Source organism: Pararoseomonas baculiformis (assembly GCF_017813395.1).
GTDB classification, from domain to species: domain Bacteria; phylum Pseudomonadota; class Alphaproteobacteria; order Acetobacterales; family Acetobacteraceae; genus Roseomonas; species Roseomonas baculiformis.
Genome location: NZ_JAGIZB010000004.1, coordinates 140,726 through 165,397, shown reverse-complemented (window position 1 = coordinate 165,397; position 24,672 = coordinate 140,726). Strand labels below are relative to the sequence as shown.

At 71.0% G+C, this 24,672-nt stretch carries 23 protein-coding genes and 1 riboswitch; of the genes, 11 read left to right on the top strand and 12 right to left on the bottom strand.

Annotation, left to right across the window (positions count from 1 at the left end):
• Window positions 1-25: 25 nt before the first annotated feature.
• From J8J14_RS05630 to ygfZ, 3 genes are all read right to left on the bottom strand, one after another.
• Window positions 26-976 carry a 2-hydroxyacid dehydrogenase gene (locus J8J14_RS05630; RefSeq protein WP_209378580.1) on the bottom strand — a complete coding sequence of 317 codons (951 nt, stop codon included), beginning with the start codon at window positions 974-976 and terminating at the stop codon, window positions 26-28.
• A 90-nt stretch (window positions 977-1,066) separates the two neighbouring features.
• Window positions 1,067-1,741 carry a GntR family transcriptional regulator gene (locus J8J14_RS25600; protein WP_209378481.1) on the bottom strand — a complete coding sequence of 225 codons (675 nt, stop codon included), beginning with the start codon at window positions 1,739-1,741 and terminating at the stop codon, window positions 1,067-1,069.
• Between the two features lie 46 nt (window positions 1,742-1,787).
• Window positions 1,788-2,606 (bottom strand): CAF17-like 4Fe-4S cluster assembly/insertion protein YgfZ, encoded by an 819-nt coding sequence (gene ygfZ / locus J8J14_RS05620; protein ID WP_209378480.1) that lies wholly within the window; start codon window positions 2,604-2,606, stop codon window positions 1,788-1,790.
• Window positions 2,607-2,720: 114 nt separating this feature from the next.
• Here ygfZ and J8J14_RS05615 point away from each other — a divergent pair, with 114 nt between their 5' ends.
• From J8J14_RS05615 to asnB, 4 genes are read left to right on the top strand one after another with little or no spacing between them, the layout of a single operon-like run.
• A complete protein-coding gene (locus tag J8J14_RS05615) occupies window positions 2,721-3,626 on the top strand; it encodes a glycosyltransferase family 9 protein (RefSeq protein WP_209378479.1) in 906 nt (301 codons plus the stop codon).
• Window positions 3,623-4,393, top strand: a complete 771-nt coding sequence (locus J8J14_RS05610) for a glycosyltransferase family 2 protein (protein ID WP_209378478.1) — start codon at window positions 3,623-3,625, stop codon at window positions 4,391-4,393. Before J8J14_RS05615 ends, J8J14_RS05610 begins: the two co-directional genes overlap by 4 nt.
• Window positions 4,390-5,421: a glycosyltransferase gene (locus tag J8J14_RS05605; protein ID WP_209378477.1), complete on the top strand. Its 1,032-nt coding sequence runs from the start codon at window positions 4,390-4,392 to the stop codon at window positions 5,419-5,421. The genes J8J14_RS05610 and J8J14_RS05605 overlap by 4 nt, the downstream gene beginning before the upstream one ends.
• A 3-nt stretch (window positions 5,422-5,424) precedes the next feature.
• The gene (gene asnB / locus J8J14_RS05600; protein WP_209378476.1) at window positions 5,425-7,182 is read left to right on the top strand and encodes an asparagine synthase (glutamine-hydrolyzing); all 1,758 of its coding nucleotides are present in this window, start codon (window positions 5,425-5,427) and stop codon (window positions 7,180-7,182) included.
• A 2-nt stretch (window positions 7,183-7,184) separates the two neighbouring features.
• On the opposite strand, the gene J8J14_RS05595 is transcribed toward asnB, so the two are convergent.
• Complete coding sequence (locus J8J14_RS05595; RefSeq protein WP_209378475.1) at window positions 7,185-7,634, bottom strand: BLUF domain-containing protein; 450 nt, start codon at window positions 7,632-7,634, stop codon at window positions 7,185-7,187.
• 183 nt (window positions 7,635-7,817) lie between these two features.
• Here J8J14_RS05595 and J8J14_RS05590 point away from each other — a divergent pair, with 183 nt between their 5' ends.
• Window positions 7,818-9,155: a hydrolase gene (locus tag J8J14_RS05590; RefSeq protein WP_209378474.1), complete on the top strand. Its 1,338-nt coding sequence runs from the start codon at window positions 7,818-7,820 to the stop codon at window positions 9,153-9,155.
• Window positions 9,156-9,417: 262 nt separating this feature from the next.
• Here the strand turns inward: J8J14_RS05590 and metE are convergent, their stop codons facing one another.
• Window positions 9,418-11,751 (bottom strand): 5-methyltetrahydropteroyltriglutamate--homocysteine S-methyltransferase, encoded by a 2,334-nt coding sequence (metE, locus tag J8J14_RS05585; RefSeq protein WP_209378473.1) that lies wholly within the window; start codon window positions 11,749-11,751, stop codon window positions 9,418-9,420.
• On the bottom strand, window positions 11,748-11,945 hold the full coding sequence (locus J8J14_RS05580; protein WP_209378472.1) for a DUF1289 domain-containing protein: 198 nt from the start codon (window positions 11,943-11,945) through the stop codon (window positions 11,748-11,750). The genes metE and J8J14_RS05580 overlap by 4 nt, the downstream gene beginning before the upstream one ends.
• 106 nt (window positions 11,946-12,051) lie before the next feature.
• Window positions 12,052-12,277: riboswitch (cobalamin riboswitch) on the bottom strand.
• A 103-nt stretch (window positions 12,278-12,380) separates the two neighbouring features.
• On the opposite strand from J8J14_RS05580, the gene J8J14_RS05575 reads away from it, so the two are divergent.
• Window positions 12,381-13,715 (top strand): dihydroorotase, encoded by a 1,335-nt coding sequence (locus J8J14_RS05575; protein ID WP_209378471.1) that lies wholly within the window; start codon window positions 12,381-12,383, stop codon window positions 13,713-13,715.
• Here the strand turns inward: J8J14_RS05575 and J8J14_RS05570 are convergent.
• Window positions 13,712-14,062 (bottom strand): hypothetical protein, encoded by a 351-nt coding sequence (locus tag J8J14_RS05570; RefSeq protein ID WP_209378470.1) that lies wholly within the window; start codon window positions 14,060-14,062, stop codon window positions 13,712-13,714. The two genes, J8J14_RS05575 and J8J14_RS05570, sit on opposite strands and share 4 nt — an antisense overlap.
• Window positions 14,063-14,170: 108 nt before the next feature.
• Here J8J14_RS05570 and J8J14_RS05565 point away from each other — a divergent pair, with 108 nt between their 5' ends.
• From J8J14_RS05565 to J8J14_RS05550, 4 genes are all read left to right on the top strand, one after another.
• Window positions 14,171-14,824: a tetratricopeptide repeat protein gene (locus J8J14_RS05565; protein WP_209378469.1), complete on the top strand. Its 654-nt coding sequence runs from the start codon at window positions 14,171-14,173 to the stop codon at window positions 14,822-14,824.
• A gap of 16 nt (window positions 14,825-14,840) precedes the next feature.
• Window positions 14,841-16,181 (top strand): outer membrane protein assembly factor BamB family protein, encoded by a 1,341-nt coding sequence (locus tag J8J14_RS05560; protein ID WP_245215436.1) that lies wholly within the window; start codon window positions 14,841-14,843, stop codon window positions 16,179-16,181.
• 77 nt (window positions 16,182-16,258) lie between these two features.
• Window positions 16,259-17,605 carry a ribosome biogenesis GTPase Der gene (gene der, locus J8J14_RS05555; RefSeq protein WP_209378468.1) on the top strand — a complete coding sequence of 449 codons (1,347 nt, stop codon included), beginning with the start codon at window positions 16,259-16,261 and terminating at the stop codon, window positions 17,603-17,605.
• Window positions 17,606-17,696: 91 nt separating this feature from the next.
• A complete protein-coding gene (locus J8J14_RS05550) occupies window positions 17,697-19,205 on the top strand; it encodes a tetratricopeptide repeat protein (RefSeq protein ID WP_209378467.1) in 1,509 nt (502 codons plus the stop codon).
• Window positions 19,206-19,346: 141 nt separating this feature from the next.
• Here J8J14_RS05550 and J8J14_RS05545 read toward each other — a convergent pair whose 3' ends face one another.
• From J8J14_RS05545 to J8J14_RS05525, 5 genes are all read right to left on the bottom strand, one after another.
• On the bottom strand, window positions 19,347-20,057 hold the full coding sequence (locus tag J8J14_RS05545) for an SDR family NAD(P)-dependent oxidoreductase (protein ID WP_209378466.1): 711 nt from the start codon (window positions 20,055-20,057) through the stop codon (window positions 19,347-19,349).
• On the bottom strand, window positions 20,054-21,532 hold the full coding sequence (gene purF, locus J8J14_RS05540) for an amidophosphoribosyltransferase (protein ID WP_209378465.1): 1,479 nt from the start codon (window positions 21,530-21,532) through the stop codon (window positions 20,054-20,056). Before purF ends, J8J14_RS05545 begins: the two co-directional genes overlap by 4 nt.
• Window positions 21,533-21,535: 3 nt before the next feature.
• The gene (locus tag J8J14_RS05535; RefSeq protein ID WP_209378464.1) at window positions 21,536-22,114 is read right to left on the bottom strand and encodes a CvpA family protein; all 579 of its coding nucleotides are present in this window, start codon (window positions 22,112-22,114) and stop codon (window positions 21,536-21,538) included.
• A gap of 171 nt (window positions 22,115-22,285) precedes the next feature.
• On the bottom strand, window positions 22,286-23,725 hold the full coding sequence (gene radA / locus J8J14_RS05530; protein WP_209378463.1) for a DNA repair protein RadA: 1,440 nt from the start codon (window positions 23,723-23,725) through the stop codon (window positions 22,286-22,288).
• A gap of 100 nt (window positions 23,726-23,825) precedes the next feature.
• Complete coding sequence (locus tag J8J14_RS05525; protein ID WP_209378462.1) at window positions 23,826-24,146, bottom strand: four-helix bundle copper-binding protein; 321 nt, start codon at window positions 24,144-24,146, stop codon at window positions 23,826-23,828.
• A 122-nt stretch (window positions 24,147-24,268) separates the two neighbouring features.
• Here J8J14_RS05525 and J8J14_RS05520 point away from each other — a divergent pair, with 122 nt between their 5' ends.
• Complete coding sequence (locus tag J8J14_RS05520) at window positions 24,269-24,667, top strand: MAPEG family protein (RefSeq protein ID WP_209378461.1); 399 nt, start codon at window positions 24,269-24,271, stop codon at window positions 24,665-24,667.
• The last annotated feature ends 5 nt before the right edge of the window (window positions 24,668-24,672 follow it).

The following is a 24,672-nucleotide window of genomic DNA, read 5'->3' as shown; positions in this document are numbered from 1 at the left end:
GGGCATCCTCCCCGGCCTTTCTTCTTCAGACCGGGTCGGGCGCCGGGCGCCCGGCCAGCACCGCCGCGACATTGTCCAGCGCCTTGAAGCCCATGGCATCCCGCGTCTCCGCTGTGGCGCTGGCGACATGCGGGGTGAGAAAGACATTGGGCAGCTCCGCCAGGCGCGTGTCGAAATCCGGCTCCTTCCGGAACACGTCCAGCCCGGCGGCGAAGAGCTGGCCGGATTGCAGGGCCTCGATCAGCGCGTCCTCGTCTACCAGCGATCCCCGCGCGGTGTTCACGAAGACGGCGCCGCGCGGCAGCAGGCCGAAGGTCTCCCGCGTCATCAGCGTGCCGGCCTCGCCGCCCGGCAGGTGCAGGGAGAGGATCTGGCAGCGCGGCAGCATCTCCCGCAGGTCGGGGAAGTAGGTCGCGCCCAGCTCCAACTCGGCCGGAAGGCGGCGGCGGTTGTGGTAGAGGATGGTCATCCCGAAGCCGCGCGCCCGCTGCGCCATCGCCTGGCCGATCCGGCCCATGCCGACGATGCCGAGGGTCTTGCCGCTGGGGCGGATGCCCAGGTTGTCCGGCATGCCGAAGCCCTTGCGCCAGCCGGCCCGCATGATGGCCTCGTATTCATACCCCCGGCGGCAGGCGTTCAGCAGCAGCATGAAGGCGAGGTCCGCGGTGCAATCCGTCAACACGTCCGGGGTGTTGGTCACGATCACCCCCGCCGCCTTGCAGGCGCCGGCATCCATGTGGTCGTAGCCCACGCTGGTATTCGCGATCAGCCTCAGGCTCGGTGGCAGCTTTGCCGCATGCCCGGCCGTGATCCGCACCTTCGGGCCGGTGACGAGGGCCGCGAGGCCCTGTTCCGCCACCACGGCCAGGGCCTCGTCCGCGTCCATGTCATGCCCGGCGACGATGGCGCCGAATTCGCGGCGGGCGCGCTCCGCCACTGCCTCTGGCACGCGGCGTGCGATCAGCACCCCACCCATTTCCGTTCCGTTCGTGCCGGTTGAGCTCACGTCCTCACCTCTGTTCTCGTTGTGGCGTCGGTCTGCGGTGCCTGGGCTGGCAGGCCCGGCTCAGGTCTTGCGGGCTTCGGGGAAGGCCACTTCGAGGGAGCGGAGCGTATGGGCACGCATCAGCGCCTCCGCCGCATCGGCATCGCCCGCCTCCATGCGGTCGAGAACCGCGGCGTGCTCCGCCAGCGCCTGCCGGCGCTCCTCGCGCGTCGCAAGGACGCGGCTGCGGCTGATATGGTGGTAGGCCTGCAGGGCCCTCAGCGTGCGGACCAGCAACGCATTGCCGGTGACGGCATGCAGGGTGAGGTGGAAGGCATCATTGGCCTCGGCCAGCCGGGCCGGGTCGTCCTGTTCCGTCGCGACGCGGATGGCCTCCAGCCGGGCGCGCAGGGCGGCGATCGCCTCGGGCGCGCGCTGGCGGGCGACAAGGCTGGCCGCCACCCCTTCCAGCGCCACGCGGATGCGCCCCATCTCGATCAGCCGCGCCCGGTCCAGCGCGGCGACAAAGGTGCCGCTGCGCGGGCGGCTCTCCACCATGCCCTCGCCCTCCAGGCGCCGCAGCGCCTCGCGGATCGGCTGGGCGGAAATGGCGAGGGCCGCGGCAAGGCTGCGTTCGGAGAGCTTGCGCCCGGCAGGCAGGGTTCCGTCCACGATCGCCTCCCGCAGCCTTTCATAGGCGCGGTCGGCGAGGGAGGGGGTGTCCTCCGAGACAAGCGGCGATAGGGGATGCGACACAGGGTGACGCTATTGCAGTTTAGCAGAGCCCCGCAAGCGCCGCCGGCTATGCGGCTGGGACGGGCAGGCGCATCCATTCAGGGATAGCGGGGCGGAGGACGGCCTCCCCACAGGCCAGGCTGGGCGCCCGGGCCGCTTCCAGCCGCAGCAGCGCCAAGCCGAAGCCGTTCCGGGCCGAGCGCATCTCCCCGACCGGCGCCCCGTCCAGCGTCACGGGAGTGTCGCGTGGCGGGACAGGGCCCTCCACCATCACCCGCACCAGCCGGCGCTTCAGCAGGCCGCGATAGCGGGTCCGCGCCGTCAGCTCCTGGCCCATATAGCAGCCCTTGTCCCAGGCGATTCCATGCAGCTCATCGAAGCCGGCTTCCAGCAGCACGGTCTTGTCCCGGTCCAGGTCCCGCACCCCGTCGGGCAGGCCCAGCTCCAGGCGATGGCGGTCATAATCCCCCGGATCGCCCGGCAGGGCCGTTCCATAAACCCGCCATCCCGCCCCCTCCAACCGCGGATCCCGCCGCGCGAAGCTGCCAAGGGGCGGCTCCTCCCCCCAGGCGGCGCTCACGGAGATATCCCCCGAACGGTCCGTGAGCGTGACCTTGGACCGGAGCCGGAAGCGCGACAGGCGCTCCACCACCATTGGCGCATCCTCCCGTGGCAGGTCCAGCAGGATGGCCTCCGGCGCGAGTTCCGGCCCCTCGAAGACCAGGAAGTCGCTGATCCACTTGCCCTGGGGAGAGAGCAGCGCGGCCCAGGCCATGCCGGTGCCGAGGGCCGTGACATCGTTGGAGACAAGGCCCTGGAGGAAGCTGGCCCGGTCTGGGCCTGCGATCTCGACAAGGCCACGATCGGGGAGGGGGGCGGTCGGCATGGGGGGGAGATCGGGCGGCAACGGGCTCCGCGCAAGCCGGGGCTCCGCGCAAGCCGGGGCTGCGCGCACTGGCTGGCCCCATCCGGGCTTCCCCGTGCTAAGGAGCGCCCGCCCATGCGGATCCTCTTCGTCACCTCCACGCGGATCGGCGACGCCGTCCTCTCCACCGGCCTGCTGGACCACCTGCTCCGCACCCATCCGGGCGCGCGGATCACGGTCGCCTGCGGCCCGGCGGCGGAAGGCGTCTTCGCGCGCATGCCCGGGCGGGAACGGACGATCGTGGTGACGAAGAAGCCCCTGTCCCGCCACTGGCTCGGCCTCTGGGCCGAGGTGGCCACGACCTTCTGGGACCTGGTGGTGGACCTGCGCGGCTCGGCGCTCGGCTATCTGGTGCCGGCGCGGCGGCGGGTGGTGATGCGCGGTGGCCGGCGGCCGGGCCACCGGATCGGCCATATCGCGGGGGTGCTGCGGCTGGACCCGCCCCCTCATCCTGTCGCCTGGTTCGCGCCGGAGGATTCGGCGCGGGTAGATGCGCTGCTGAGCGATGACCGGCCCCTCCTCCTGCTCGGGCCGACGGCGAACTGGGGCGGCAAGGTCTGGCCGGCCGAGCGTTTCGTGGCCCTGGCCCGGGCGCTGGCCGCGCCTGGCGCCGCCCTGGCCGGGGCACGCCCGGTGTTGCTGGGCGGGCCGGGCGAGGCGGAGCGGGCCATGGCCATGCCGGTTGTTGAAGCCATGCCGGAGGCGCTGGACCTCGTGGGCCGGCTCTCACTGCCCGAGGCGGCGGCGCTGCTCGCGCGCGGGCGGCTTTTCGTTGGGAATGATTCGGGGTTGATGCATCTCTCCGCAGCCACCGGGGCACCGACCCTCGGTCTTTTCGGGCCGACGCCCGCGGGCGAATACGCCCCGGTCGGCCGCGCCGCCCAGGCCGTGGTGGCGGCCGACGGCACCATGGAGGGGCTGGGTGTGGGGCAGGCCCTGGAAGCCGCCCGCGCCCTGCTCCCGGCGCCGGTCTCCGCATGAGCCGCATCTCGGCCCTGGTCGTGGCCCGCAACGAGGAGGCGCGGCTTCCCGCCTGCCTCGCCAGCCTGGCGCAGGCCGATGAGATCGTGGTGGTGCTGGACCGCAGCACCGACCGCAGCGCGGAGATCGCGCGCGCGCAGGGCCACCGCGTGGTCGAGGGCGCGTGGTCGCTGGAGGGAGACCGCCGCAATGCCGGGATCGATGCCTGCGGCGGCGATTGGATCCTGGAGGTGGATGCCGATGAGACGGTGCCGCCCGAACTCTGGGCGGAGATCCGCCGCGTCACCGCCGCCTCCCCCCATGCCTTCCACCGTGTCCGGATCGACAACCATGTGGGCGAGCGGCTGATCCGCTGGGGCTGGGCAGGCAGCTTCGGCACGACGCTGAAGCCCATCCTCTTCCGGCGCGGCGCCAAGCGCTGGCGGCCGCAGCGCGTGCATCCCGGGCTGGACTGGACGGGCACCGAGGGCGAGCGGATCACCGCCCATGGCATCCACCACGCGCTGGACCGCGACATCTCCGACATGCTGCGCCGGCTGGACCGCTATTCCAGCGCCAAGGCCGCGGACATGCTGGCCGAGGGCAGGATCGGCTCGCTGCCCGACAATCTTCGCCGCTTCGTCAGCCGCTTCTTCAAGTCCCTGATCGGGCGGGGCGGCTGGCGGGAGGGGGGGTGGGGCCTGCTGCTGGCCTTCTGCACCGGCCTGTTCCCGCTTCTCTCGCATCTGAAGGCGCGGCTGGAGCCAGAAAGGCACCGGCCGGAATGAGGATCGCCAACATCATGGCCGGCGCCTCCATGGGCGGCGCCGAGACCTTTTTCGAGCGTATCTCCATTGCCCTGCATCGCGCGGGCGATCCCGTGCTGCCCGTGATCCGCCGGGAGGCCGATCGCGCGGCACGGCTTCGTGCGGGGGGGCTCGCCCCGGTGGAGCTGGGCTTCGGCGGCCCGCTGGACCTCATCACCGCGCCCCGGCTGGGCAAGGTTCTCCGGGAGTTCCGGCCGGATATCGCCATGGCCTGGATGAACCGTGCCGCGCGCTTCGCACGCCCCGGCCCCTGGGTGCTGGTAGGCCGGCTGGGGGGCTATTACGACCTCTCCTACTACCGCCGCTGCGACCATCTGGTGGCGAATACGAAGGACCTGGTGCGCTGGATCGTCGGCCAGGGCTGGGATGCCCGGCGGGTTCACCACCTGCCGAACTTCGCGCCCGATTTCGCGGGCGCCGAGCCGGCCCCTCTTCCCGCGCCGAAGGGGGCGGCAAGGCTTCTCGCCATGGGCCGGCTGCACGCGAATAAGGGTTTCGACACGCTGGTCCGCGCCGTGGCGCTGGTGCCCGGCGCGCATCTTTCCATTGCCGGGGAGGGACCGGAGCACGCAGCCCTGCTCACCCTGGCGCGTTCCCACGGCGTGGAGGACCGCGTGGCCTTCCTCGGCTGGCGCCGGGATACGGGCGCGCTGCTGGCGGGCTGCGACATCTTCGTCATGTCCTCGCGCCATGAGCCGCTGGGGAACGTGGTGCTGGAAGCCTTCTCCGCCGGCGTGCCGGTGGTCGCGACGGCGACCGCTGGGCCACGGGAGCTGATCGCGCATGGTGAAACGGGCCTGATCGTGCCGGTGGACGATCCGGACGGCATGGCCCGTGCCATCAAGGCCCTGATCGCCGATCCCCGCCATGCGCGGTCCCTGGCCAGGGAGGCGCGCGCGGTCTTCGAGGCGCATCACGCGGAGGCGCCGGTGGTGGCGCGGTGGCGGGCGCTGCTGCCCAGCCTGCAACCCCATAGGACAGGGCGCTAGGCCATGTGCGGCATCGCGGGCATGGCTCTCGCCTCCGGGCGGGCGCCGGATCTCTCCCTGCTGGAGCAGATGACCCAGGCGCTGGGCCATCGCGGGCCGGACGGGCATGGGCACCATGTCTCCGGCCCTGTTGCGCTGTCCCACACAAGATTGGCGATCATCGACCTGGCGGGTGGGGACCAGCCGCTTTTCGCCGGCCCGGCCGCGCTGGTCGGCAATGGCGAGGTCTACAACTACCGGGAGCTGCGTGCGGAGAACGCGCTGGTCTGCTCCACCGGTTCGGATTGCGAGCCGCCGCTGCATCTGTGGCGGCGGGACGGGCTGCGCTTCATCGAACAGCTCCGCGGCATGTATGCGATCGCCATCCATGATAAGGCGGCGCGGCAGGTGGTGCTGGCGCGCGATCCCTTCGGCATCAAGCCGCTCTATGTCGCGCCGGTGCCGGGCGGCATGGCCTTCGCCTCCCAACCCGCGGCGCTGCTTTCCACGGGGCTGGTGCAACCGAAGATCCGGGCCGAGGCGCGGGAGGAGCTGCTCCAGCTGCAGTTCACCACGGGTGCCGAAACGATCTTCGATGGCATCCAGCGCCTCCTGCCCGGTGAGGCGATGGTGCTGGGCGATGGCTCCGTGCTGGAACGGGCCCGCCGCGCCGCCCTGCCGGAAGGCGGGCCGGAGGCCGTCACCGAGGAGGAAGCACTCGCACGCTTCGGCGCGGCCTTCCGCGAGAGCGTGGACCTGCACCAGCGCAGCGACGTGCCCTATGGCATGTTCCTTTCCGGCGGCACGGACAGTGCGGCGGTGCTGGCGATGATGGCGCGGCTGAACGACCACCCCGTGCTGGCCTATACCGCCGGCTTCGATGTCCCGGGTTCCGTGGATGAGCGGGAACGGGCCGCGCATGTGGCGAAGGCCGCCGGCGCGCGGCACGAGACGATCACGGTGAGCGAGGCCGAGGTCTGGCGCCACCTGCCGGAGATCGTGGCCTGCATGGACGATCCGGCGGCCGACTACGCCATCATTCCCACCTGGTTCCTCGCCCGCCGCGCGCGGGAAGAGGTGAAGGTGGTGCTTTCGGGTGAGGGTGGTGACGAGCTGCTGGGCGGCTATGGCCGCCACCGCTCCGCCATGCGCCCGTGGTGGCTGGGCGGCAAGGCGATGCGCGCCCATGGCGCCTTCGACCGGCTGGACGTGCTGCGCGAGGAGCCGCGCCTGTGGCGCGACGGCATTGCCGCCGCTGAGGCCGCCGCGGCGACGCCCGGCCGCACCCGCCTGCAGGCGGCCCAGGCCCTCGATATTGCGGACTGGCTGCCCAACGACCTGCTGACGAAGCTGGACCGCTGCCTGATGGCACATGGCGTGGAAGGCCGCGTTCCCTTCCTGGACGAGGGCGTGGCGCGGGCCTGCTGGCGCCTGCCGGATGCGATGAAGGTGCGGGATGGGCGCGGCAAGTGGCTGCTGCGCCAATGGCTGGCGCGGGAATTCCCGGCTTCCGATCCCTTCGCGAAAAAGCAGGGCTTCACCGTGCCCGTGGGCGCCTGGATCGCGAGGGCGGCGGACCGCCTGGCGCCGCTGGTGGCCGCGCAGCCCGGTGTGGCCGAAATCGCGCGGCCCGACCGCATCCTGCCCCTGTTCCGCGCCGCCGCGGGCAAGCGGGAGGGTTTCGCGGCCTGGAACCTGCTGTTCTGGGCGCTGTGGCATGCCCGCCATGTCGAGGGCCGCCGCATGGAAGGCGATGTGTTCGAAGCGCTTGCGGCCCGCTGACCTCAGCGCGCCCCGGCACTCTCGAGAAGGTAGCACATCATCGACATGACCGGCGCTGCCGGCTGTTCGCCCTCGGCGAAGTGGCGCGTCGGGGTGAGGATAGTTTCCTCCCCCGCATGGGCGCCGAGATAGGCCATGGACCACTCGCCGAACTGACGCTCAGGCGCCGGCCCTTCCTCGATCCGCAGGATATGGTGGCGGGGGTCGGCATAGATGCGCGTCAGCACCTCGTCGATCGCCTGAACGGAGCCCTCCAGCACCTGAACGAAGCAGCGCTCTGTCAGCAGCAGCGCACCGGTGATGCTGGTCCGGAGATTGTGCCGGCGGGACCGCAGCAGGATATCCTCGACCTCCGCCGCCCAGTGATCGACCGGCCCCCCGATCAGGCTCTCGCTGACATAGATGGCGCGGTGCAGCGGCCCTGCGGCTATTGCCGGATCCGAAGCGGGCATGGGACGACTCTGGTTCGACGAAGGGCGCGGAACGACCAGTGCCCGGTATAAGGGAAGCGGCACCCTTGAGGAACGGGCGGGATCATCACGCTCGTGAAAGCACCGCGCCCGGGTTGTTCAAGGGGATGGCGGCGGCCTAGCCTCCCGCAAAAGCAGAGTTAAGAGGAAATGACCGTTCCTTCCATGAGCCGCCGGACCCTGTTCGGCGCCGCAGCCCTCGCGGCCATGACGCCGCGCCTCCTTCGCGCCCAGGAGCCCGCCCTGACCCCGATCCTTTTCGTGCATGGTAACGGTGACCATGCGGCGCTGTGGATGACGACGCTCTGGCGTTTCGAGAGCAATGGCTGGCCGCGCGACAGGCTGCATGCGCTGAGCTTCACCAACCCGCTCGCGCGCGATGACGACGCGGTGGCGCAACCCCTGCGCTCGTCTTCCGAGGAGGCACGCAGCGAACTGGCGGCGGAGATCGCGGCGCTGCGCCAGCGCACCGGCGCGGCGCGTGTGGCGCTGGTGGGCAATTCCCGCGGCGGCTACCCCATCCGAAACCATGTGCAGCTGCACGGCGGCGGGGCGGAGGTTTCCCATGTCGTCACCTGCGGCACGCCGAACAACGGCATCTGGGACTGGGACGCGAACCCGAACCGCGAGTTCAGCAAGCGTTCGGCCCTGCTGCAGCGGCTGAACGCGGGCGAGACGCAGGTGGTGCCGGGAACCGCCTTCCTGACCATTCGCTCGGACAATAACGACCTCTACGCCCAGCCGGATGGACGCTATCTCGGCCGCCCCGGCGTGCCGACGGGCGTGGGCCATGACAGCCCGGAGCTGCGCGGCGCAACCAACATCGTTCTGCCCGGCGTGGACCACCGCGAAACCGCCTATTCCGCCCGCGCCTTCCGCGAGATCTTCCGCTTCATCGCGGGGCGCGAGCCGGACCGGCTGGATGTGGTGCCGGAGGAACGGCCCGTGCTGAACGGCCGCGTGACCGGCACACCCGGCGGCGTGCAGACGAACCGGCCCGTTGCCGGTGCGACGGTCGAGGTTTACCGCCTGCACCCCAATACCGGCGAGCGCATGGGCGGCCCGATCCACGCGAAGACGACGGGCGAGGACGGCCAATGGGGGCCGCTGGCGGTAGGCCCGGACTGGCTGCTCGAATTCGTGGTGGCGGCGCCGAACCACCCCATCACCCATTCCTACCGCAACCCCTTCCCACGCTCCTCCGAGGTGGTGAACCTCCGCCCTGCCGCGCCACCGGCCCAGGCGGATCGCGAAGCTGCCGCGGTGGTGCGCTTCACCCGCCCGCGCGGCTATTTCGGCATTCCGCGGGATGTTGTGCTGCTGGACGGCAAGGAACCCAGGGACGTGCCGCGCGGCGTGGCGGCGGGCGCCACCGCCGTCGCACGCCTGCCGGCTTCCGAGATCGGCCGGCCAGTGGTGGGCGTGTTCAACGAGGAGCGCATCGTCGCCCGCGCCTGGCCGCTTGCGGAGAACCGGATCACGGTGGCTGAACTGACCTGGTGAGCGAGGGGCGCTGCCCCGGGGAGAGGAAGAAAGAATTCTTCCTCTCCCCGGACCCCTCACCATCATCTTTTTCTATCAGTTGTGAGCGGTTCGGCTGGTGGTGCGCCTCCGGTCGATGACCGGAGGCGACTGAAAGGGCAGGAGCAGGGGGCAGAAACCCCGTGTTGCACCCTACCGCGGCAGCCTGATGGGGTTCCAAGGGCCTCAGGCCCTTGGCGGGTGAGGTCCGGAGAGGGCGGGGCCCTCTCCGGCGTTCCCAGGGCTACTCTGCCGCCTGAGCCCGAAGGCTGCGGGCAGCTGCGACCATATTCGCGATGGCCGGGCGCACCTCCGCCCAGTCGCGCGTCTTCAAGCCACAATCCGGGTTCACCCAGAGGCGCTCTGCGGGGATGCGCTGTGCCGCCACCTGCAGCAGGTTCCGCATTTCCTCCGCATCCGGCACGCGGGGGGAGTGGATGTCCCATACGCCCGGCCCGATCTCGTTGGGGTACGCGAATTCCGCGAAGGCCTCCAGCAGCTCCATGCGGGATCGCGCGGTCTCGATGGAGATGACGTCGGCGTCCATATCCGCGATCGAGCCGATGATGTCGTTGAACTCCGAATAGCACATATGGGTGTGGATCTGCGTCGCATCCCGAACCGCGCTGGCGGCGATGCGGAAGCACTCCACCGCGTCGCGCAGGTAGTCGGCGCGGTCGGAGACGCGTAGCGGCAGGCCTTCGCGGATGGCGGGCTCGTCGATCTGCACGGCGGCGATGCCGGCCGCCTCCAGATCCGCCACCTCGTCGCGCAGCGCATAGGCGAGCTGGCGGCGCACCATGGCAGCGGGCACGTCGTCGCGCACGAAAGCCCATTGCATCATCGTGACAGGCCCGGTCAGCATGCCTTTCATCGGGCGCTGTGTCAGGGACTGGGCATAGGCGCTCCAGCGAACCGTCATCGGCGCGGGGCGGGAAACATCGCCGAAGATCACCGGCGGCTTCACGCAGCGCGATCCATAGGACTGCACCCAGCCATTCCGGGTGAACGCATAGCCTTCCAGGAACTCGGCGAAGTGCTCCACCATGTCGTTCCGCTCGAACTCGCCATGCACGAGCATGTCGATCCCGGCTTCCTCCTGCCAGCGGACCGAGTGCTCGATCTGCGCGCGCAGATAGGCCTCGTACTCCTCCTGCGTCGTTTCCCCTCGCTTGCGGGCAGCGCGTGCGGCGCGCACCTCCGCCGTCTGGGGAAAGGAGCCGATGGTGGTGGTGGGAAAGGGCGGCAATGTCAGCCGCGCCTGCTGCGCCGCCTGGCGCTTGGAGAAGGGCGAGGCGCGGCGTGCGTCATCCGGTGTCCCGGCGGCGATCCGCGCCGCCACGGCCGCATCATTCAGCCGGGGCGAGGCACGGCGCGAGGCCTGGATGGCATCGCTCTCGGCCAGCGCGGCCTCGATGGCGGGCGCACCCTCGCGCAGCCCCTTCGCCAGCACCGCCACCTCGTCCAGCTTCTGCCGGGCGAAGGCCATCCAGCTCCGCAGCTCCGGATCCAGCGCGGTCTCGCCCTCCAGGTCGATCGGGCTGTGGAGCAGGGAACAGGAGGGCGCGACCATCAGCGTCTCCGCCCGCCTTTCGCTGGCGGCTTCCCGCAACAGCCCGAAGGCGGCACGCAGGTCGGTGCGCCACACATTGCGGCCATTCACCAGCCCCAGCGACAGGGCGAGGCGCGGCGGCGCCTTGGCGAGGGCGGGGGCCAGCTGCTCCGGCGCGCGGACGAGGTCGAGGTGCAAGCCGTGCACCGGCAGCGCCAGGGCAAGGTCCAGGTTGTCCCGCAGCCCGCCGTAGCAGGTGGTGAGCATGATGGAGAGTGGTGCGGCCACGCCTGCCAGCGTGTCATAGGCCGAGGCGAAGGCGCGGCGGGCCTTGTCAGAAAGATCCAGCACCAGGCAGGGCTCGTCCAGCTGCACCCAGCGTGCACCGGCGGCGGAGAGCCGCTTCAGCGTCTCGGCATAGATCGGCAGCAGGCCCGGCAGCAGGTCCAGCGGATCACCCTCGGCTTCCGCCATCTTGGACAGCATGAGGAAGGAAACAGGGCCGAGCAGCACCGGGCGCGCGTCGAACCCGGCGCGCGTGGCCTCCTCATAGGCCTCCACGGCTGGGAAGGCCGTCGCGGTGAAATCCTGTCCGCGCCGAAGAATGGGGACGAGGTAATGGTAGTTCGTGTCGAACCACTTGGTCATTTCCAGCGCGGGCGCACCCTTTGCCGGAAGCGCATGGGCATGGCCATGCGCGCAGGCCTCCGCCACGCCGCGTTCGCCGCGCGCCAGCGTGAAATAGGTTTCCAGCGAGACCGGCCCGCCCTTTCTCCAGCCATAGCCATCGGGGATGGCACCGAGGGCGCAGGCGGTATCCAGCACATGGTCGTAGAGGGAGAAATCGTTCACCGGGACGCAGCCGAGCCCGGCATCGCGCTGCAGTGCCCAGTGGCGGTGGCGCAGCGCCTGCGCGGCGGCCCGGAGTTCGGCTTCGCCGATCCTTCCGGACCAGAAGGATTCGAGGGCGGCCTTCAGCTCGCGCTTCAGGCCGATGCGCGGGAAACCGAGATTGGTGGCGGTCATTCCGTGGGTTCCGTTCGGGTTCGGCGGCGCCCGGCGCAGCGCGCGAGGATGGCGCGGCGCATCGCGTCATCGGCGGATGGCCAGGCGGCGATCTCGTCGATGCTGCGGAAGCAGCCGAGGCACATCCCATTCCCATCCAACCTGCAGAGCTTCACGCAGGGCGAGGGGAGGGCGCCCGCAGAGGCGGCCGTCATGGGGTTCAGCGCTGGGAGAGGGCCGGTGCCCGACGGGGTGGCGGAGGATCGCCGGAAAGGTTGACGCGCATGCTTCTTCTCCACCGGACGCGCCCCGCGCCGGCTGAAAGGGGTTGCCGCGGCGGCAGGTCTCCTGGCTCGCGGGTCCATGCCGCGCGCCCTGCCTTCCCGGGTTTCCCCAGTGGCCCCGCCCTTTTCGGGGCGGATGGGCGCGCGGCTCGCCGCTGACAGTTGCGGGGGCAGCCGCCGACTGGACCCGGAGCGATGAGCACCAGGCCGCACGGCGTTCCCTTTTCACCCGCTCGCGCGGGACCGACGCTTCATAAGGATATCTTTAAGTCTTGGGGGTAGCGCAAGCCCCGATCGCGTGATCACCCGATTGACCGGCTCCGGAGAGGGCGCCAAACGGAAACGCCTTCAGCCCCGGAGATGCCCATGGCGAGCTACGACCTGATCCTGCGCGGCGGCACTGTCGTGCTGCCCTGGGGCGAGGCGCAGGCGGACCTGGCCGTGCGTGGCGGCAGGATCGCCACCATCGGGGATCTCCGCACCGCCGAGGCGGCGGAGGTGATCGACTGCGCCGGGCTGCACGTGCTGCCCGGCCTGATCGATCCGCATGTGCATCTGCGCGACCCGGGCGACCCGGCGGTGGAGACCATGGCCACGGGCACCAGGGGCGCCGTGCTCGGCGGGCTGACGGCGGTGTTCGACATGCCGAACACCCAGCCCTCCATCACCTCGGTGGGGCAGCTGGACTGGAAGCGGAACCACATCCGCGAAACCGCCTGGTGCGACCTCGGCATGTATGTCGGCGGCGCCCGCAGCAATGTGGGCGAGCTCGGCACGCTGGAGCGCGAGCCGAATGTCTGCGCCATCAAGGTCTTCGCCGGCTCCTCCACCGGCGACCTGATGATCGAGGATGACGAGACGCTGGAGCGCGTGATGCGCAATGGCGGCCGCCGCATCGCCTACCATTCCGAGGACGAGTACCGGCTCCAGGCCCGCAAGCCGATGTTCGCCGAGGGCGGGCCGCACAAGCTGCACGCCGAATGGCGCGACGTGGAATGCGCCTTCCTCGGCACGCGACGCCTCATGGCGCTGGCCCGCAAGACCAACCGCCCCGCCCATATCCTGCATGTCTCCACGGCAGAGGAGCTGGAGTACATGAAGGATTTCCGAGATGTCGGCACGGTGGAGGTGCTGCTGAACCACCTGACGCAATGGGCGCCTGATGCCTATGATGCGCTGGGTGGATATGCCGTGATGAACCCGCCCATCCGCGACAGGCGCCATTACGATGCCGCCTGGGCCGCGGTGGCCGATGGCACGGTGGACACGGTGGGCAGCGACCACGCCCCGCATTCCAGGGCCGCGAAGGAGCGCCCCTGGCCCGCCACCGCCGCGGGGCTGACGGGGGTGCAGACCATCGTGCCGCTGATGCTGAACCATGTCTCCGAAGGGCGCCTCTCGCTGTCGCGCCTGACGGATCTGATGGCCGCGGGTCCCGCCCGCGTCTATGGCGCCATCGGCAAGGGCCGCATCGCCGCGGGCTACGACGCCGACTTCACCGTGGTGGACATGGGCAAGACCCGCACGATCGAGGCCGACTGGCTCGTCTCGCCCTGCGGCTGGAGCCCCTTCATCGGCGCCCGCTGCCAGGGCTGGCCGGTGATGACCATCCTGCGCGGCCGCGCCGTGATGCGGGAGGACCAGGTGATCGGCGAACCCTCCGGCGAGCCCGTCCGGTTCGAGGGAACGCGGGCGGGCTAGAGCGCCCGCGCCGGCCAGGGCGGGGCCGGTTCACCCGGCCTGGCCTGGGCGACCCCGGCTGGCGGCGGGTTGCCCGGCACCGGCCCGTTCCAGCAATCCACCGATCCCAGGCTTCGGGTGCAATAGGGCTGGGCCTGGGGCTGCGACTCCGGCCGGCAGTAGCGTTCGCCCGCATCCAGATAGGCGACGGAGCAATCCCGCCCGGACAGGCCGGACACCATCAGGTCCGGCACCGCCCGGCCTGTCAGCATCAGGGAAACGCCATTGGCGGCGGCGACGGGCACCACCGCCTCGCAGCCCGGAAGGGCGGCGAGGAGGAGGGGAAGGAAAAGGGCAGGGCTCCGCATCCGGCCATGCAACACCCCCCGGGCTTAACGCCCCGTGACGGTCCCGCTATACCCCGGGCCCTATTGTCCATCCTGCACAGGGGCCCTGTGGCTTCGAAAGGAACCCGCTTGCCCGATATTTTCGACGAGGTGCAGGAGGACCTGCGGGCCGAGCGCGCCCGGCAGCTCGGGATCCGCTATGGCGGCGCCCTGGCCGCCCTGGCCCTGGTGGCCGTGCTTGGCGTCGCCGGCTGGCAGGGCTGGCGCTGGTACCAGACCCGCGAGGCCGAGGCCGCCGCCAATGCCTTCCTGGTCGTCCACCGGGAAACCGAGCTCCAGGGCGCCGATCTGAAGGCCTCCGCGGCCCGCTTCGACGAGATCGCCGCCCGCGCGCCGGATGGCTACCGCACCCTGGCCCGGCTTCGCGCCGCCGCCCTGAAATCCGAGACGGGCGACCTGCCCGGCGCCCTGGCGGAATGGGATGCGGTGGCGAATGACCGCTCGGCGGACCCGCTTTACCGGGACCTCGCCAGCCTCAACTGGGTGCTGCACGGGCTGGACAGCCAGGATCCCGCGCTGCTTGCCGCCCGGATCGCGCCACTGGCCGCCGATGGCAGCCCCTGGCGCGCCTCCGCCCGCGAGCTGCAGGCCCTGGTGGCCATCCGCCAGGGCAACACGGCCGAGGCCCGCCGCATCCTGCAGGGGCTGACTACCGACACCGCCGCGCCCCAGGCCCTTCGCGATCGAGCGACCCGGGTGCTGGCGCAGCTCCCCAACGCCTGAGAGGATCCGCGACGCGATGATGAACCCTTCCCGCCGCGCCCTGTTCCTGGGTGGTGCCGCCCTCGCCCTGTCGGGCTGCGAGACGATCGACAGCATCTTCGGCGAGAGCAAGACGCCGCTGCCCGGCGAGCGCCTGCCCGTGATCCAGGCCGACCGGGAGGTGGCGGCGGATCCGGCGCTTGCCGGGCGCCCCGTCACCCTGTCGGCGCCCACGGCACTGGCCGAATGGCCGCAGGCCGGCGGCAACCTGGCCCATGATCCCGGCCATGCCTCGGCCGGGGAGGTGCTGCGGGAGGCCTGGCGCGCCAGCATCGGCACTGGCTCGTCCTATCGCCGCCGCATCACATCCGGCCCCATCATGGCCAATGGCACGGTCTTCACCGCCGATGCCTATGGCATGGTCTCCGCCTTCGATGCCGCGACCGGCGGGCGTCGCTGGACCCGCGAGACCACCCCGGAAAAGGACAATGTCGGCGCCGTGGGTGCGGGCCTCGCCTTCTCCGACGGCGTGCTCTACGTCGCCTCCGGCATGGCCGAGGTGCTGGCGCTGGATCCCGGCACGGGCCAGATCCGCTGGCGCGTCTCGACCCCTGCGCCCAGCCGGGGCGGCATTACCGTCGCGGGTGGCCGCATCTTCGTTCCCACGGTCGAGAACCAGCTGATCGCCTTCTCCACCGAGGATGGACGGCGCCTCTGGACCTATCGCGGCACGCCGGTTTCCGCCGTGCCGCTGGGACTCTCCGCCCCGGCGGTGGATGGCGAGACCGTCGTCGCCGGCTTCCCCTCCGGCGAGCTGGCGGCCATCCGTGCCACGGATGGCCGGGTGGTCTGGACCGAAAGCCTCGCCGCCGGCGGCCAGGCCGCGCGGCGTGGCGGGCTGGCGGAACTGGCCGGCGTGGCCGGGTACCCCGTGATCGACGAGGGGCGCGTGATCGCGGTGGGCCAGGCCGGCACGGCGCTGATGGTTGATCTCCGCTCGGGCCGCCGCCTCTGGGAGCGGGATGTCGGCAGCGCCCACTCCCCTGCGGTGTCCGGGGACTGGATCTTCGTCGTCACCCCCGAGAACCAGCTGGTCGCGATGGGCCGGGCCGATGGCCGGGTCCGCTGGGTGACCCTGCTGGACGAGCGCTCTGCCCGCGACCGGCGCCGGAACCCCGCCAGCTTCGGCACCCCGCTGCTGGTGGGGGGACGTATCCTCGTGCCCTCCTCCCTGGGGGAGGCGGTTCTGGTGGACCCGGCCGAGGGCGGCGTCGCGGGGCGGGTCCGGCTGCCCGGCGGTGGCACGCTGCCTCCGATCGCCGTGGGCGGCACGGTCTATCTCGTGACGGATGACGGCACGCTGGTGGCGTTGCGCTAGCCTTTCCCGGCGCGGCGGACCCGCCGCGCCGGACACATTGACTTGACCCCGGGGCGCGGGCGGTGCTCTTGCGCCCCATGCTTCCCCGTATCGCCGTGATGGGCCGCCCCAATGTGGGCAAGTCCACCCTGTTCAACCGCCTCGCCGGGCGCCGCATCGCCATCGTGGACGACACGCCAGGCGTCACCCGCGACCGCAAGGAGGTGGTGGCGCGCATCGCCGGGCGCGACGTGCTGCTGGTGGACACGGCGGGGCTGGAGGAGGCCGCGCCGGACACCATCCCCGGCCGCATGCGCGCCAGCTCCGAGGCGGCCCTGCGGGGCGCGGACCTCGTCCTGTTCGTGGTGGATGTCCGCACGGGCCTGACCCCCGCCGACCGCTCCTTCGCCCAGTGGCTGCGCCGCCATGGCAAGCCCGTGCTGCTGCTGGCCAACAAGGCCGAAGGCCGCCAGGGCGCCGCCAACGCGCTGGAAGCCTATGAGCTGGGCCTGGGCGCCCCCCTCCTGGTCTCCGCCGAGCATGGCGACGGCATGGGCGAGCTGCATGACGAGATCCGCGCCGCCCTGCCGCCCGAGCCGCCCGAGGAGGAGGAGGAAGACCCGAACCGCCCCCTGCGCCTGGCCATTGTCGGCCGCCCCAATGCCGGCAAGTCCACCCTGCTGAACGCGCTGCTGGGCGAGGAGCGGATGATCACTGGCCCCGAGCCCGGCCTGACCCGCGATTCCGTGGCCGTGCAATGGACGGACGAGACGGGCAGGCCCGTGCGCCTGGTGGACACGGCCGGCCTGCGCCGCCGCGCCCGCATCACCCAGGCGCTGGAGCAGATGTCCACCGCCGCCACCATCGCCGCGCTCAAGGAATGCGAGGTGGCGGTGCTGGTGGTGGATGCCGTGCAGGGCATGGATGAGCAGGACCTGCGCATCGCCCGCCTGGCGGAGCGCGAGGGCCGCGGCGTGGTGATCGCCTTCAACAAATGGGACGCGGTGGAGGACCGCAACGCGGCCCGCCGCCGGTTGGAGGATGTGCTCACCGCCTCGCTCGCCCAGCTCAAGGGCATCTTCGTCGTGCCGCTCTCCGCCGCCACCGGGCGGGGGGTGGAGCGGCTGATGCCCACGGTGCGCGAGGCCTATGAGATCTGGAACCGGCGCGCCCCGACGGGCGCGCTGAACCGCTGGTTCGAGCATGCGCTGGAGCGCCACGCGCCACCGCTGGTGGAGGGCAAGCGGCTGAAGCTGCGCTACGTGACCATGCCGAAGGCACGCCCGCCGACGCTGGCCATCTTCGGGACCCGGGCGGAGATGATGCCGGAGGATTACCGGCGCTACCTCGTGAACTCCTTCCGGGAGGCCTTCGACATGCCGGGCGTTCCCGTGCGCATCAATCTTCGCGGCACGGAGAATCCTTACGCCGAGGGGGAGGGGTGAGGCGCATCGTTCCCCGCTGACGGAAAGGGGGCGGGACGATGGTTCTGGCGCCCCTGGATGAGACCTGATTTCCTGGTGCGCCATGCCGCCAATGCCGGTTGAGACGATTTTCGAGGATGAGGAGATCGTCATCCGGTTCCTGCCGGGCGATCTGGCCCGGCCGACCCTCGTGACCTTCGGTGAGTACACCTATCGTCCCGAGGCGGGCGGGTTCTGGGCGGATGCTCCTGCCGCGAGGATGGGCTGGCCCGCGATCGGCTTCATCGGCCGGCGGCCGAACTGGTACCCCGCCCGGTCCGTGCATGCGGCGCTCGGAGCCGTGCGGGCACGGATGGGGGCTGTTGCCGTTGGCTATGGCTACAGCATGGGGGCCTACGGGGTTCTGAAATACGGGCAGGCGCTGGGGCTCACCCACGGCCTTGCGTTGTCCCCGCAGCTCTCCATCGCGCCTGAGGACCTGCCGCATGATCCGCGCTACCATGTGAACCACGATCCGCTGCTCCATGCAGGCATGCGTGTGCGTGACGAGGATCTGCCCGGCCAGGCCTGGGTGATCTTCGACCCGCAGCACTGCGGTGACGCTCAGAATATGGCGCTTCTCGCCTCTCCGAGGCTCCACCACCTCCCCGTGCGCGGCATGTTCCACAGCAGCATCCGGCTGATGTTGGGGCAGACGAGGCTGGAGGAGGCGCTGGATCAGCTTGTGCGGAATGACCTGGCGGGCATGCGGCGGAGCTTGCGTGCCCGGCGGCGCGAATCGGCGTTCTGGTGTGCCGGGATGGGCGCAGCCCTGCTGGGCCGGAACCGCCTGGCGCCTGGAAACACCCTGCTGATGCGTGCAAGGGCCCAGGGCCTGGGTTCTGCCGACGAGGCGGAGGTGCTGGGGGAAGCGCTGGTGACGGAGTGCGCAATCCCCGGCCGCCCCGCCGCCCACCGGCACCCCGGCCCGATCCAGGAAAGGCTGCTCGCGCTCCCCAACCAACCGCCCGAGGCGCATCTGGATCGGACCCTGCGTTTGGCCGCGGCCGGCCAGATCGAGGCGTCGCGTGCTGCTGCGGAACGAGGCCTGGCGGAAGTCGGCCCGCATGCGGGGCTCATGACCCATCTCGGTCACCTGCTGCTGGGCGTGAACGAGCTGGCCAAGGCGCGCGAGAATCTGGAGACGGCAGTGCGCCTCGCCCCCCAGGAGCAGTGGGCCTGGGTCGGCCTTTCCATCGCCAGGCTGCGGACCGGGGATGTGCGCGCGGCGGAGGAGGCGGCGCGTGAGGCAGCGCGGCTTCGTCCTACCCAGTTTCACGCTCAGCTCGCCTTGGGCGAAGCCTTGCTGGCTCAAGGCCGTCCTGTCGAGGCGGCGGACGCCTTCCGCCGGGCTGGCGAGCTGGGGGGCGACGGCGCGGCGGCCGGGCTGCAACGGGCGCAGCAACTGGCAGCCCGAATGCAGGCGACGCAGCAAGCCTCCTTGTTCCGGGGCAGGCACAGCCTGAGCGCCGCCCAGGTCCCGGAATTCTCCAACGATTTCCAGCCGGTCAGGGCGGCGGCCGCCATTGCCGGGAGGGGCAGCTGGCTGGCCAGCCTGTTCAAGCGGCTCGGCAAAGCCTGAGCCCCTATCGGGCGGAACCGCCATCCCGTCCCGCCATTCGCTGCAGGTGGAGCGGGGATGGTGCAGGGAGAAGCGGGTGGAGGGCTTCGATCGCCTTCAATGCGAGGAAGCCGCTCGATCCGGTGACGAGGAGCGCTATCCTCAGGCCGCCCGAACCAGCTCCCCGCTACGCGCCTCGTCGGGCAGGCAGAGCGCGGCGATGCGCGGGGCCACTTCGGCGGGTTGGGCGATGCTCATCGGGTCCTCGCCCGGCATGGCCGTGCCGCGCAGCCGCGTGTTCACCGGGCCGGGGTCATAGAGGTTCACGCGCAACGGCGTGGTGGACACCTCGGCGGCCCAGGTGGTGGCTAGGTGCTCCAGCCCGGCCTTGGTGGCGCCATAGGCGCCCCAGAAGGGCCTGGGATCCCGCGCCCGGTCCGTCGTCAGGATCACGGCGCGGCCGGCATCCGAGGCGCGGAGCGGCGGATCCAGGGTGCGGATCAGGCGCCATGCGGCGGTGAGGTTCACCGCCACCACCTCGGCCCAGTCACGCGGCGTGATATGGGCGACCGGGGTAAGGGTGCCGAGGGCCCCCGCGGCATGGACGAGGATGTCCAGCCGTCCGAAGCGCTCCACGATCGAGGGGCCGAGCGGGTCCAGCTTGTCCGCTTCCTTCGCCAGGTCGAAGGGCAGCAGGGTCGCGCTACCGCCAAGGGCGCGGATGGCGTCGTCCGTCTCCTCCAGCCCGCCCTGGCTGCGCGCCGTCAGCACGCAATGGGCGCCCAGGCGGGCCAGCTCGATGGCGGCGGCGGCGCCGATCCCGCGGGAGGCGCCGGTAACGAGGGCGATACGCCCCTGGAGAGGCCCGCTCATACGCCGTTCAGCGCCAGAAGGGCGGGGCGGCGCTCGGCATGGCCCTCAAGGTCGGTCAGCGGAATGGCGTAGTCTCCGGTGAAGCAGGCATCGCAGTAGCCCGGGTTCTTCGCGTCCCGGCCCTTGCGGCCCAGGGCACGGTAGAGCCCGTCCAGCGAGATGAAGGCGAGGCTGTCCGCGCCGATGATGCGGGCCATCTCCTGCACATCGTGCTTGGCCGCCAGCAGCTTCTCCCGCTCCGGCGTGTCGATGCCATAGAAGCAGGAATGGGTCGTGGGCGGGGAGGAGATGCGCATATGCACCTCCTTCGCGCCGGCCTGCCGGACCATTTCCACGATCTTCTTCGAGGTGGTGCCGCGGACGATGGAGTCGTCCACCAGGATCACCCGCTTGCCCTCCAGCATCGCACGGTTGGCCGAGTGCTTCAGCTTCACGCCGAGGTGGCGGATGCTGTCCGTCGGCTCGATGAAGGTGCGGCCGACATAGTGGTTGCGGATGATGCCCAGCTCGAAGGGGATCCCGGCCTCGGCGGCATAGCCCATGGCGGAGGGAACGCCGGAATCCGGCACCGGCACCACCAGGTCGGCATCCACCCCGCTCTCGCGCGCCAGCTCCTGCCCGATGCGCTTGCGCGTCTCATAGACGGGCGTGCCTTCGACCACGGAGTCGGGACGGGCGAAATAGACGTATTCGAAGATGCAGAAGCGGTTCGAGGTGTTGGCGAAGGGCTTGATGCTGCGCACGCCGTCATTGTCGATGACGACGATCTCGCCGGGCTCGATGTCGCGCACGAATTGCGCGCCCACGATGTCCAGCGCGCAGGTCTCGCTGGCCAGCACCCAGGAATTGGCGCCCTCGCCACCCAGATGGCCCAGCACCAGCGGGCGCACGCCCAGCGGGTCCCGCACGCCCATCAGCGCGCCGTCATGCAGCGCAACGAGCGAATAGGCGCCGTCCACCTGCTTCAGTGCGTCGATCAGCCGGTCCAGCACCGTGGCATAGAGGGAGATGGCGATGAGGTGGACGAAGACCTCCGAATCCGTGGAGGACTGGAAGAGGCAGCCACGCCGGACCAGGGCGCGGCGCAGCGCCAGGGCATTGGTCAGGTTGCCGTTATGGGCCACGGCGAAGCCGCCGAAGGCGAAATCGGCATAGAGCGGCTGCACGTTGCGCAGCGCCGTCTCGCCGGCCGTGGCATAGCGGTTATGGCCCACCGCCGCCCGGCCGGGCAGCATGGCCATCACCCGCGCATCGCCGAAGATGTCGCCCACCAGGCCCAGGCCCTTGTGGCTGCGGAAGCCCTTGTCGCCCAGGGAGACGATGCCCGAGGCCTCCTGGCCACGGTGCTGCAGGGCGTGGAGGCCCAGTGCGGTCAGCGCCGCCGCGTCGGGGGCGTTCCACACGCCGAAGACGCCGCATTCCTCATGGAAGGCGTCGTCGGCATCGTCGAACGGGTTGGTCGTCAGCTCGGTCATGGGTCAGATCCGGTTGCGCGCGGGGGGGCGCAACAGTTCCTCGGCGGTGGGGGCCCGGCCGCTGGGCGGATCGGGCAGGCGGGGGCGGTACTCGGGAGGCAACTGGGCATTCAGCCAGGCGGCGCCGTCGGCGATCAGGGGCATGAAGCGGGCGTCGCGCACCGGGGTGGGCCAAAGCTCCATGTTCGGAACGAAGGCACCTGCCGCGATATAGGCAACCAGGATCACGATCACACCCCGCCCGAGGCCGAAGACCACGCCCAGGGCGCGGTCCACGCCCCCCAGCACCGAGTTCCGCACGGTGCGGGCGATCAGGGCGATGATGATCTTCAGGATGATGAGGGTAACGACGAACACCGCCGCCAAGGCGGCGACATCGGCGATCCAGGGGGCGCTTGCTGTCCATTCCGCCGGGAAGAGCCCGACGAAGAGCCCCCGCGTGCCGTTCAGCATGTAGAAGGCGAACAGCAGGGCACCCACCCAGGCGCCCACGCCGAGGACTTCGCGGACGAGGCCGCGCAGGTAGCCAATGGCGCCGGAGACGGCGACCACGGCAAGGAAGACGGCATCGACCCAGGTCATTGGGCGCGGGATATAGCGATGCTGCGGCGCGGCGTCACGCGCCGGGCGCCCCGGCTGTCGCGGGGGAGGCATGTGGGGGCGCCATGGAAGGCCGCCGCGGGCCAGGGTGCCAAAGCGGAAAGGCGCCGGATCCGGCCCGGCGGCATCCGCCAGGGGCCGGGAGGGCGCCCCTCACTCTGCCTCTGCCCCCTCCGCCTGGGCCTTTGCCTTGCCCGGCGCCCTGGGCCGGGCTCCGGCCGCGAAGGGCGCCACGAGATCCGCGAGATGGCCGATCTCGCTCAGCCGCAGCCCATCCGGGGCGGAAAGCGCCCGCCCGCCCCGCGCCACGCGCCGGGGCAGGGTGGCGGCGGAGAAGCCGAGCTTCGCGGCCTCGCGCAGCCGCAGTTCGGTCTGCGCCACCTGGCGGATCTCGCCGGAAAGGCCGACTTCACCGAAGAACACCGTGTCGGGCGGGCAGGGGCGGTCGGTCGCGGCGCTGAGCAGGGCGGCGGCCACCGCCAGGTCGGCCGCGGGCTCGTTGATGCGCAGCCCGCCGGCGATGTTCAGGTACACGTCATTCATGCCCAGGGTCATGCGGCAGCGGCTTTCCAGCACCGCCAGCAGCATGGCTAGCCGCCCGGTGTCCCATCCCACCACCTGCCGGCGCGGGCTGCCCCCGGCGGAGGGGGAGAGCAGGGCCTGGACCTCCACCAGCACGGGGCGCGTGCCCTCCAGCCCCGCGAAGACGGCCGAGCCCGAGACATTGCCGCGCCGCTCCGCCAGGAACAGGGCGGAGGGGTTGCGGACCTCTGCCAGGCCGGCCTCGGTCATCTCGAAGACGCCGATCTCGTCGGTGGCGCCGAAGCGGTTCTTGGTGGCGCGCAGGATCCGGAACTGGTGTCCGCGATCGCCTTCGAAATAGAGGGTGGCGTCCACCATGTGCTCCAGCACGCGGGGACCGGCCAGCGTGCCTTCCTTCGTCACATGGCCCACCAGCACTAGGGCGAAGCCCTTGGCCTTGGCCAGCCGCCCCAGCTCGGCGGCGCAGGCGCGAACCTGGCTGACGGTGCCGGGGGCGGAATCGAGGCTGTCGAGCCAGACGGTCTGGATCGAGTCCATGATCACCAGCCCCGCGTCGCGCTCCTCCTCCAGGCTGGCGAGGATGTCGCGCAGCGAGGTGGCGGCCGCGAGGCCCAGCGGCGCGCCGGAGACGCCCAGGCGCAGGGCGCGCAGCCGCACCTGCTCGATCGCTTCCTCACCGGACACGTAGAGGGTCCGCTTGCCCGATTCCGCCACCCTGGCCGCGGCCTGGAGGAGGAGGGTGGATTTGCCGATCCCGGGATCGCCGCCCACCAGCACCACGGAGCCCGGCACGAAACCGCCGCCCAGCACGCGGTCCAGCTCCTCGATCCCCGTGCGCGTGCGGGCGGGCGGGGAGGACCTGCCCTTGAGGGCCACGAACTCGACCTTCCGCCCACCGACCGAGGCGCCCTTGGCCGGGCCGGGAACGCGGTTCTCCACCGCTTCCTCGGCCAGGGTGTTCCATTCGCCGCAGCCCTCGCACTTGCCCTGCCATTTCGGGTGGACCGTGCCGCAGGACTGGCAGACGAAGCGATGGGTGGGTTTGGCCAAGGGATGCCCGATCAGGAACGAAACGTGGACATCCGGGATGTAGAGCGCGCTGGGCCCGCTTGGAAGGGGCGGGCCCGGTGGCGGGCGAAGGGCCCGGCGATCAGGCCGCCATCTTCTCGCATTCCGCCGCGCAGTCGCGGCAGGCCTGGGCGCACTGCTTCATGTGGTCGTCGGCATCGGGATGGTTGCCGCAGGAATCGGCGCACTGGCGGCAGATTTCCGCGCATTCCCGGCACAGATGCTTCGCGTGCTCGGAATGGCGGATCATGAAGTCGGCCGAGGTCGCGCAGATCTGGGCGCAATCCATCATGATCTTGATGTGGTCCACCGCCGCATGGCTGCCGCCCTTGGTCAGGCAGTGGATGATGCAGTGCAGGCAGATGCGGTGGCATTCCATGCAGGCGCGGATGCAGGCGTCCATGGCGGCTCTCCTGTTGGGGGGTGCTGCCTTAACGACCTCTCCAGGGGGGAAGGTTGCCCCAGAATCGGGCTGCGCGGCCCCGGTGAGGGGCGCATGATCGGTCCGGATAGGGAGGGCGTCGGATGACTCCGGAGCTTCGCTGGCTGGTCTGGAGCGTGCTGCTGGGCCTGGTTCACATCGTCGCTGCCGCCGTCGCGAGCACGCGGCAGAGCCCGGGTGGGCTGGCCTGGGCGGCGGGCCCACGAGACCAGCCGCAGCCCGCGCCTTCGGGCGTGGCCGGGCGGCTGACCCGGGCAAGGAACAATTTTCTCGAGACCTTCCCGCTTTTCGCCGCCGCGGTGCTGGCGGCGCATCTGGCCGGGGCGACCGGGCCGCTGACCGCCTGGGGCACGCTGGTTTATTTCTGGGCCAGGGTGGTCTACCTGCCGATCTACGCGGCGGGGCTGCCATGGATCCGCTCGCTGGTCTGGGGCGCCTCCATCATCGGGCTGGTGATGGTGCTGCTGGCGCTGATCGCCTGATGCGG

What these genes read in the sequence shown, in the direction of transcription:
- J8J14_RS05615 (WP_209378479.1), top strand. Translation starts at nt 2,721, where the DNA reads ATGCGGATCCTCTTCGTCACCTCCACGCGGATCGGCGACGCCGTCCTC.
- der (WP_209378468.1), top strand. Translation starts at nt 16,259, where the DNA reads ATGCTTCCCCGTATCGCCGTGATGGGCCGCCCCAATGTGGGCAAGTCC.
- metE (WP_209378473.1), bottom strand. Translation starts at nt 11,751, where the DNA reads ATGACCGCCACCAATCTCGGTTTCCCGCGCATCGGCCTGAAGCGCGAG.
- J8J14_RS05595 (WP_209378475.1), bottom strand. Translation starts at nt 7,634, where the DNA reads ATGCCCGCTTCGGATCCGGCAATAGCCGCAGGGCCGCTGCACCGCGCC.
- J8J14_RS05580 (WP_209378472.1), bottom strand. Translation starts at nt 11,945, where the DNA reads ATGACGGCCGCCTCTGCGGGCGCCCTCCCCTCGCCCTGCGTGAAGCTC.
- purF (WP_209378465.1), bottom strand. Translation starts at nt 21,532, where the DNA reads ATGACCGAGCTGACGACCAACCCGTTCGACGATGCCGACGACGCCTTC.
- J8J14_RS05535 (WP_209378464.1), bottom strand. Translation starts at nt 22,114, where the DNA reads ATGACCTGGGTCGATGCCGTCTTCCTTGCCGTGGTCGCCGTCTCCGGC.
- J8J14_RS05560 (WP_245215436.1), top strand. Translation starts at nt 14,841, where the DNA reads ATGATGAACCCTTCCCGCCGCGCCCTGTTCCTGGGTGGTGCCGCCCTC.
- J8J14_RS05525 (WP_209378462.1), bottom strand. Translation starts at nt 24,146, where the DNA reads ATGGACGCCTGCATCCGCGCCTGCATGGAATGCCACCGCATCTGCCTG.
- J8J14_RS05605 (WP_209378477.1), top strand. Translation starts at nt 4,390, where the DNA reads ATGAGGATCGCCAACATCATGGCCGGCGCCTCCATGGGCGGCGCCGAG.
- J8J14_RS05575 (WP_209378471.1), top strand. Translation starts at nt 12,381, where the DNA reads ATGGCGAGCTACGACCTGATCCTGCGCGGCGGCACTGTCGTGCTGCCC.
- ygfZ (WP_209378480.1), bottom strand. Translation starts at nt 2,606, where the DNA reads ATGCCGACCGCCCCCCTCCCCGATCGTGGCCTTGTCGAGATCGCAGGC.
- J8J14_RS05545 (WP_209378466.1), bottom strand. Translation starts at nt 20,057, where the DNA reads ATGAGCGGGCCTCTCCAGGGGCGTATCGCCCTCGTTACCGGCGCCTCC.
- J8J14_RS05570 (WP_209378470.1), bottom strand. Translation starts at nt 14,062, where the DNA reads ATGCGGAGCCCTGCCCTTTTCCTTCCCCTCCTCCTCGCCGCCCTTCCG.
- J8J14_RS05550 (WP_209378467.1), top strand. Translation starts at nt 17,697, where the DNA reads ATGCCGGTTGAGACGATTTTCGAGGATGAGGAGATCGTCATCCGGTTC.
- asnB (WP_209378476.1), top strand. Translation starts at nt 5,425, where the DNA reads ATGTGCGGCATCGCGGGCATGGCTCTCGCCTCCGGGCGGGCGCCGGAT.
- J8J14_RS05610 (WP_209378478.1), top strand. Translation starts at nt 3,623, where the DNA reads ATGAGCCGCATCTCGGCCCTGGTCGTGGCCCGCAACGAGGAGGCGCGG.
- J8J14_RS05630 (WP_209378580.1), bottom strand. Translation starts at nt 976, where the DNA reads ATGGGTGGGGTGCTGATCGCACGCCGCGTGCCAGAGGCAGTGGCGGAG.
- J8J14_RS05520 (WP_209378461.1), top strand. Translation starts at nt 24,269, where the DNA reads ATGACTCCGGAGCTTCGCTGGCTGGTCTGGAGCGTGCTGCTGGGCCTG.
- J8J14_RS05590 (WP_209378474.1), top strand. Translation starts at nt 7,818, where the DNA reads ATGAGCCGCCGGACCCTGTTCGGCGCCGCAGCCCTCGCGGCCATGACG.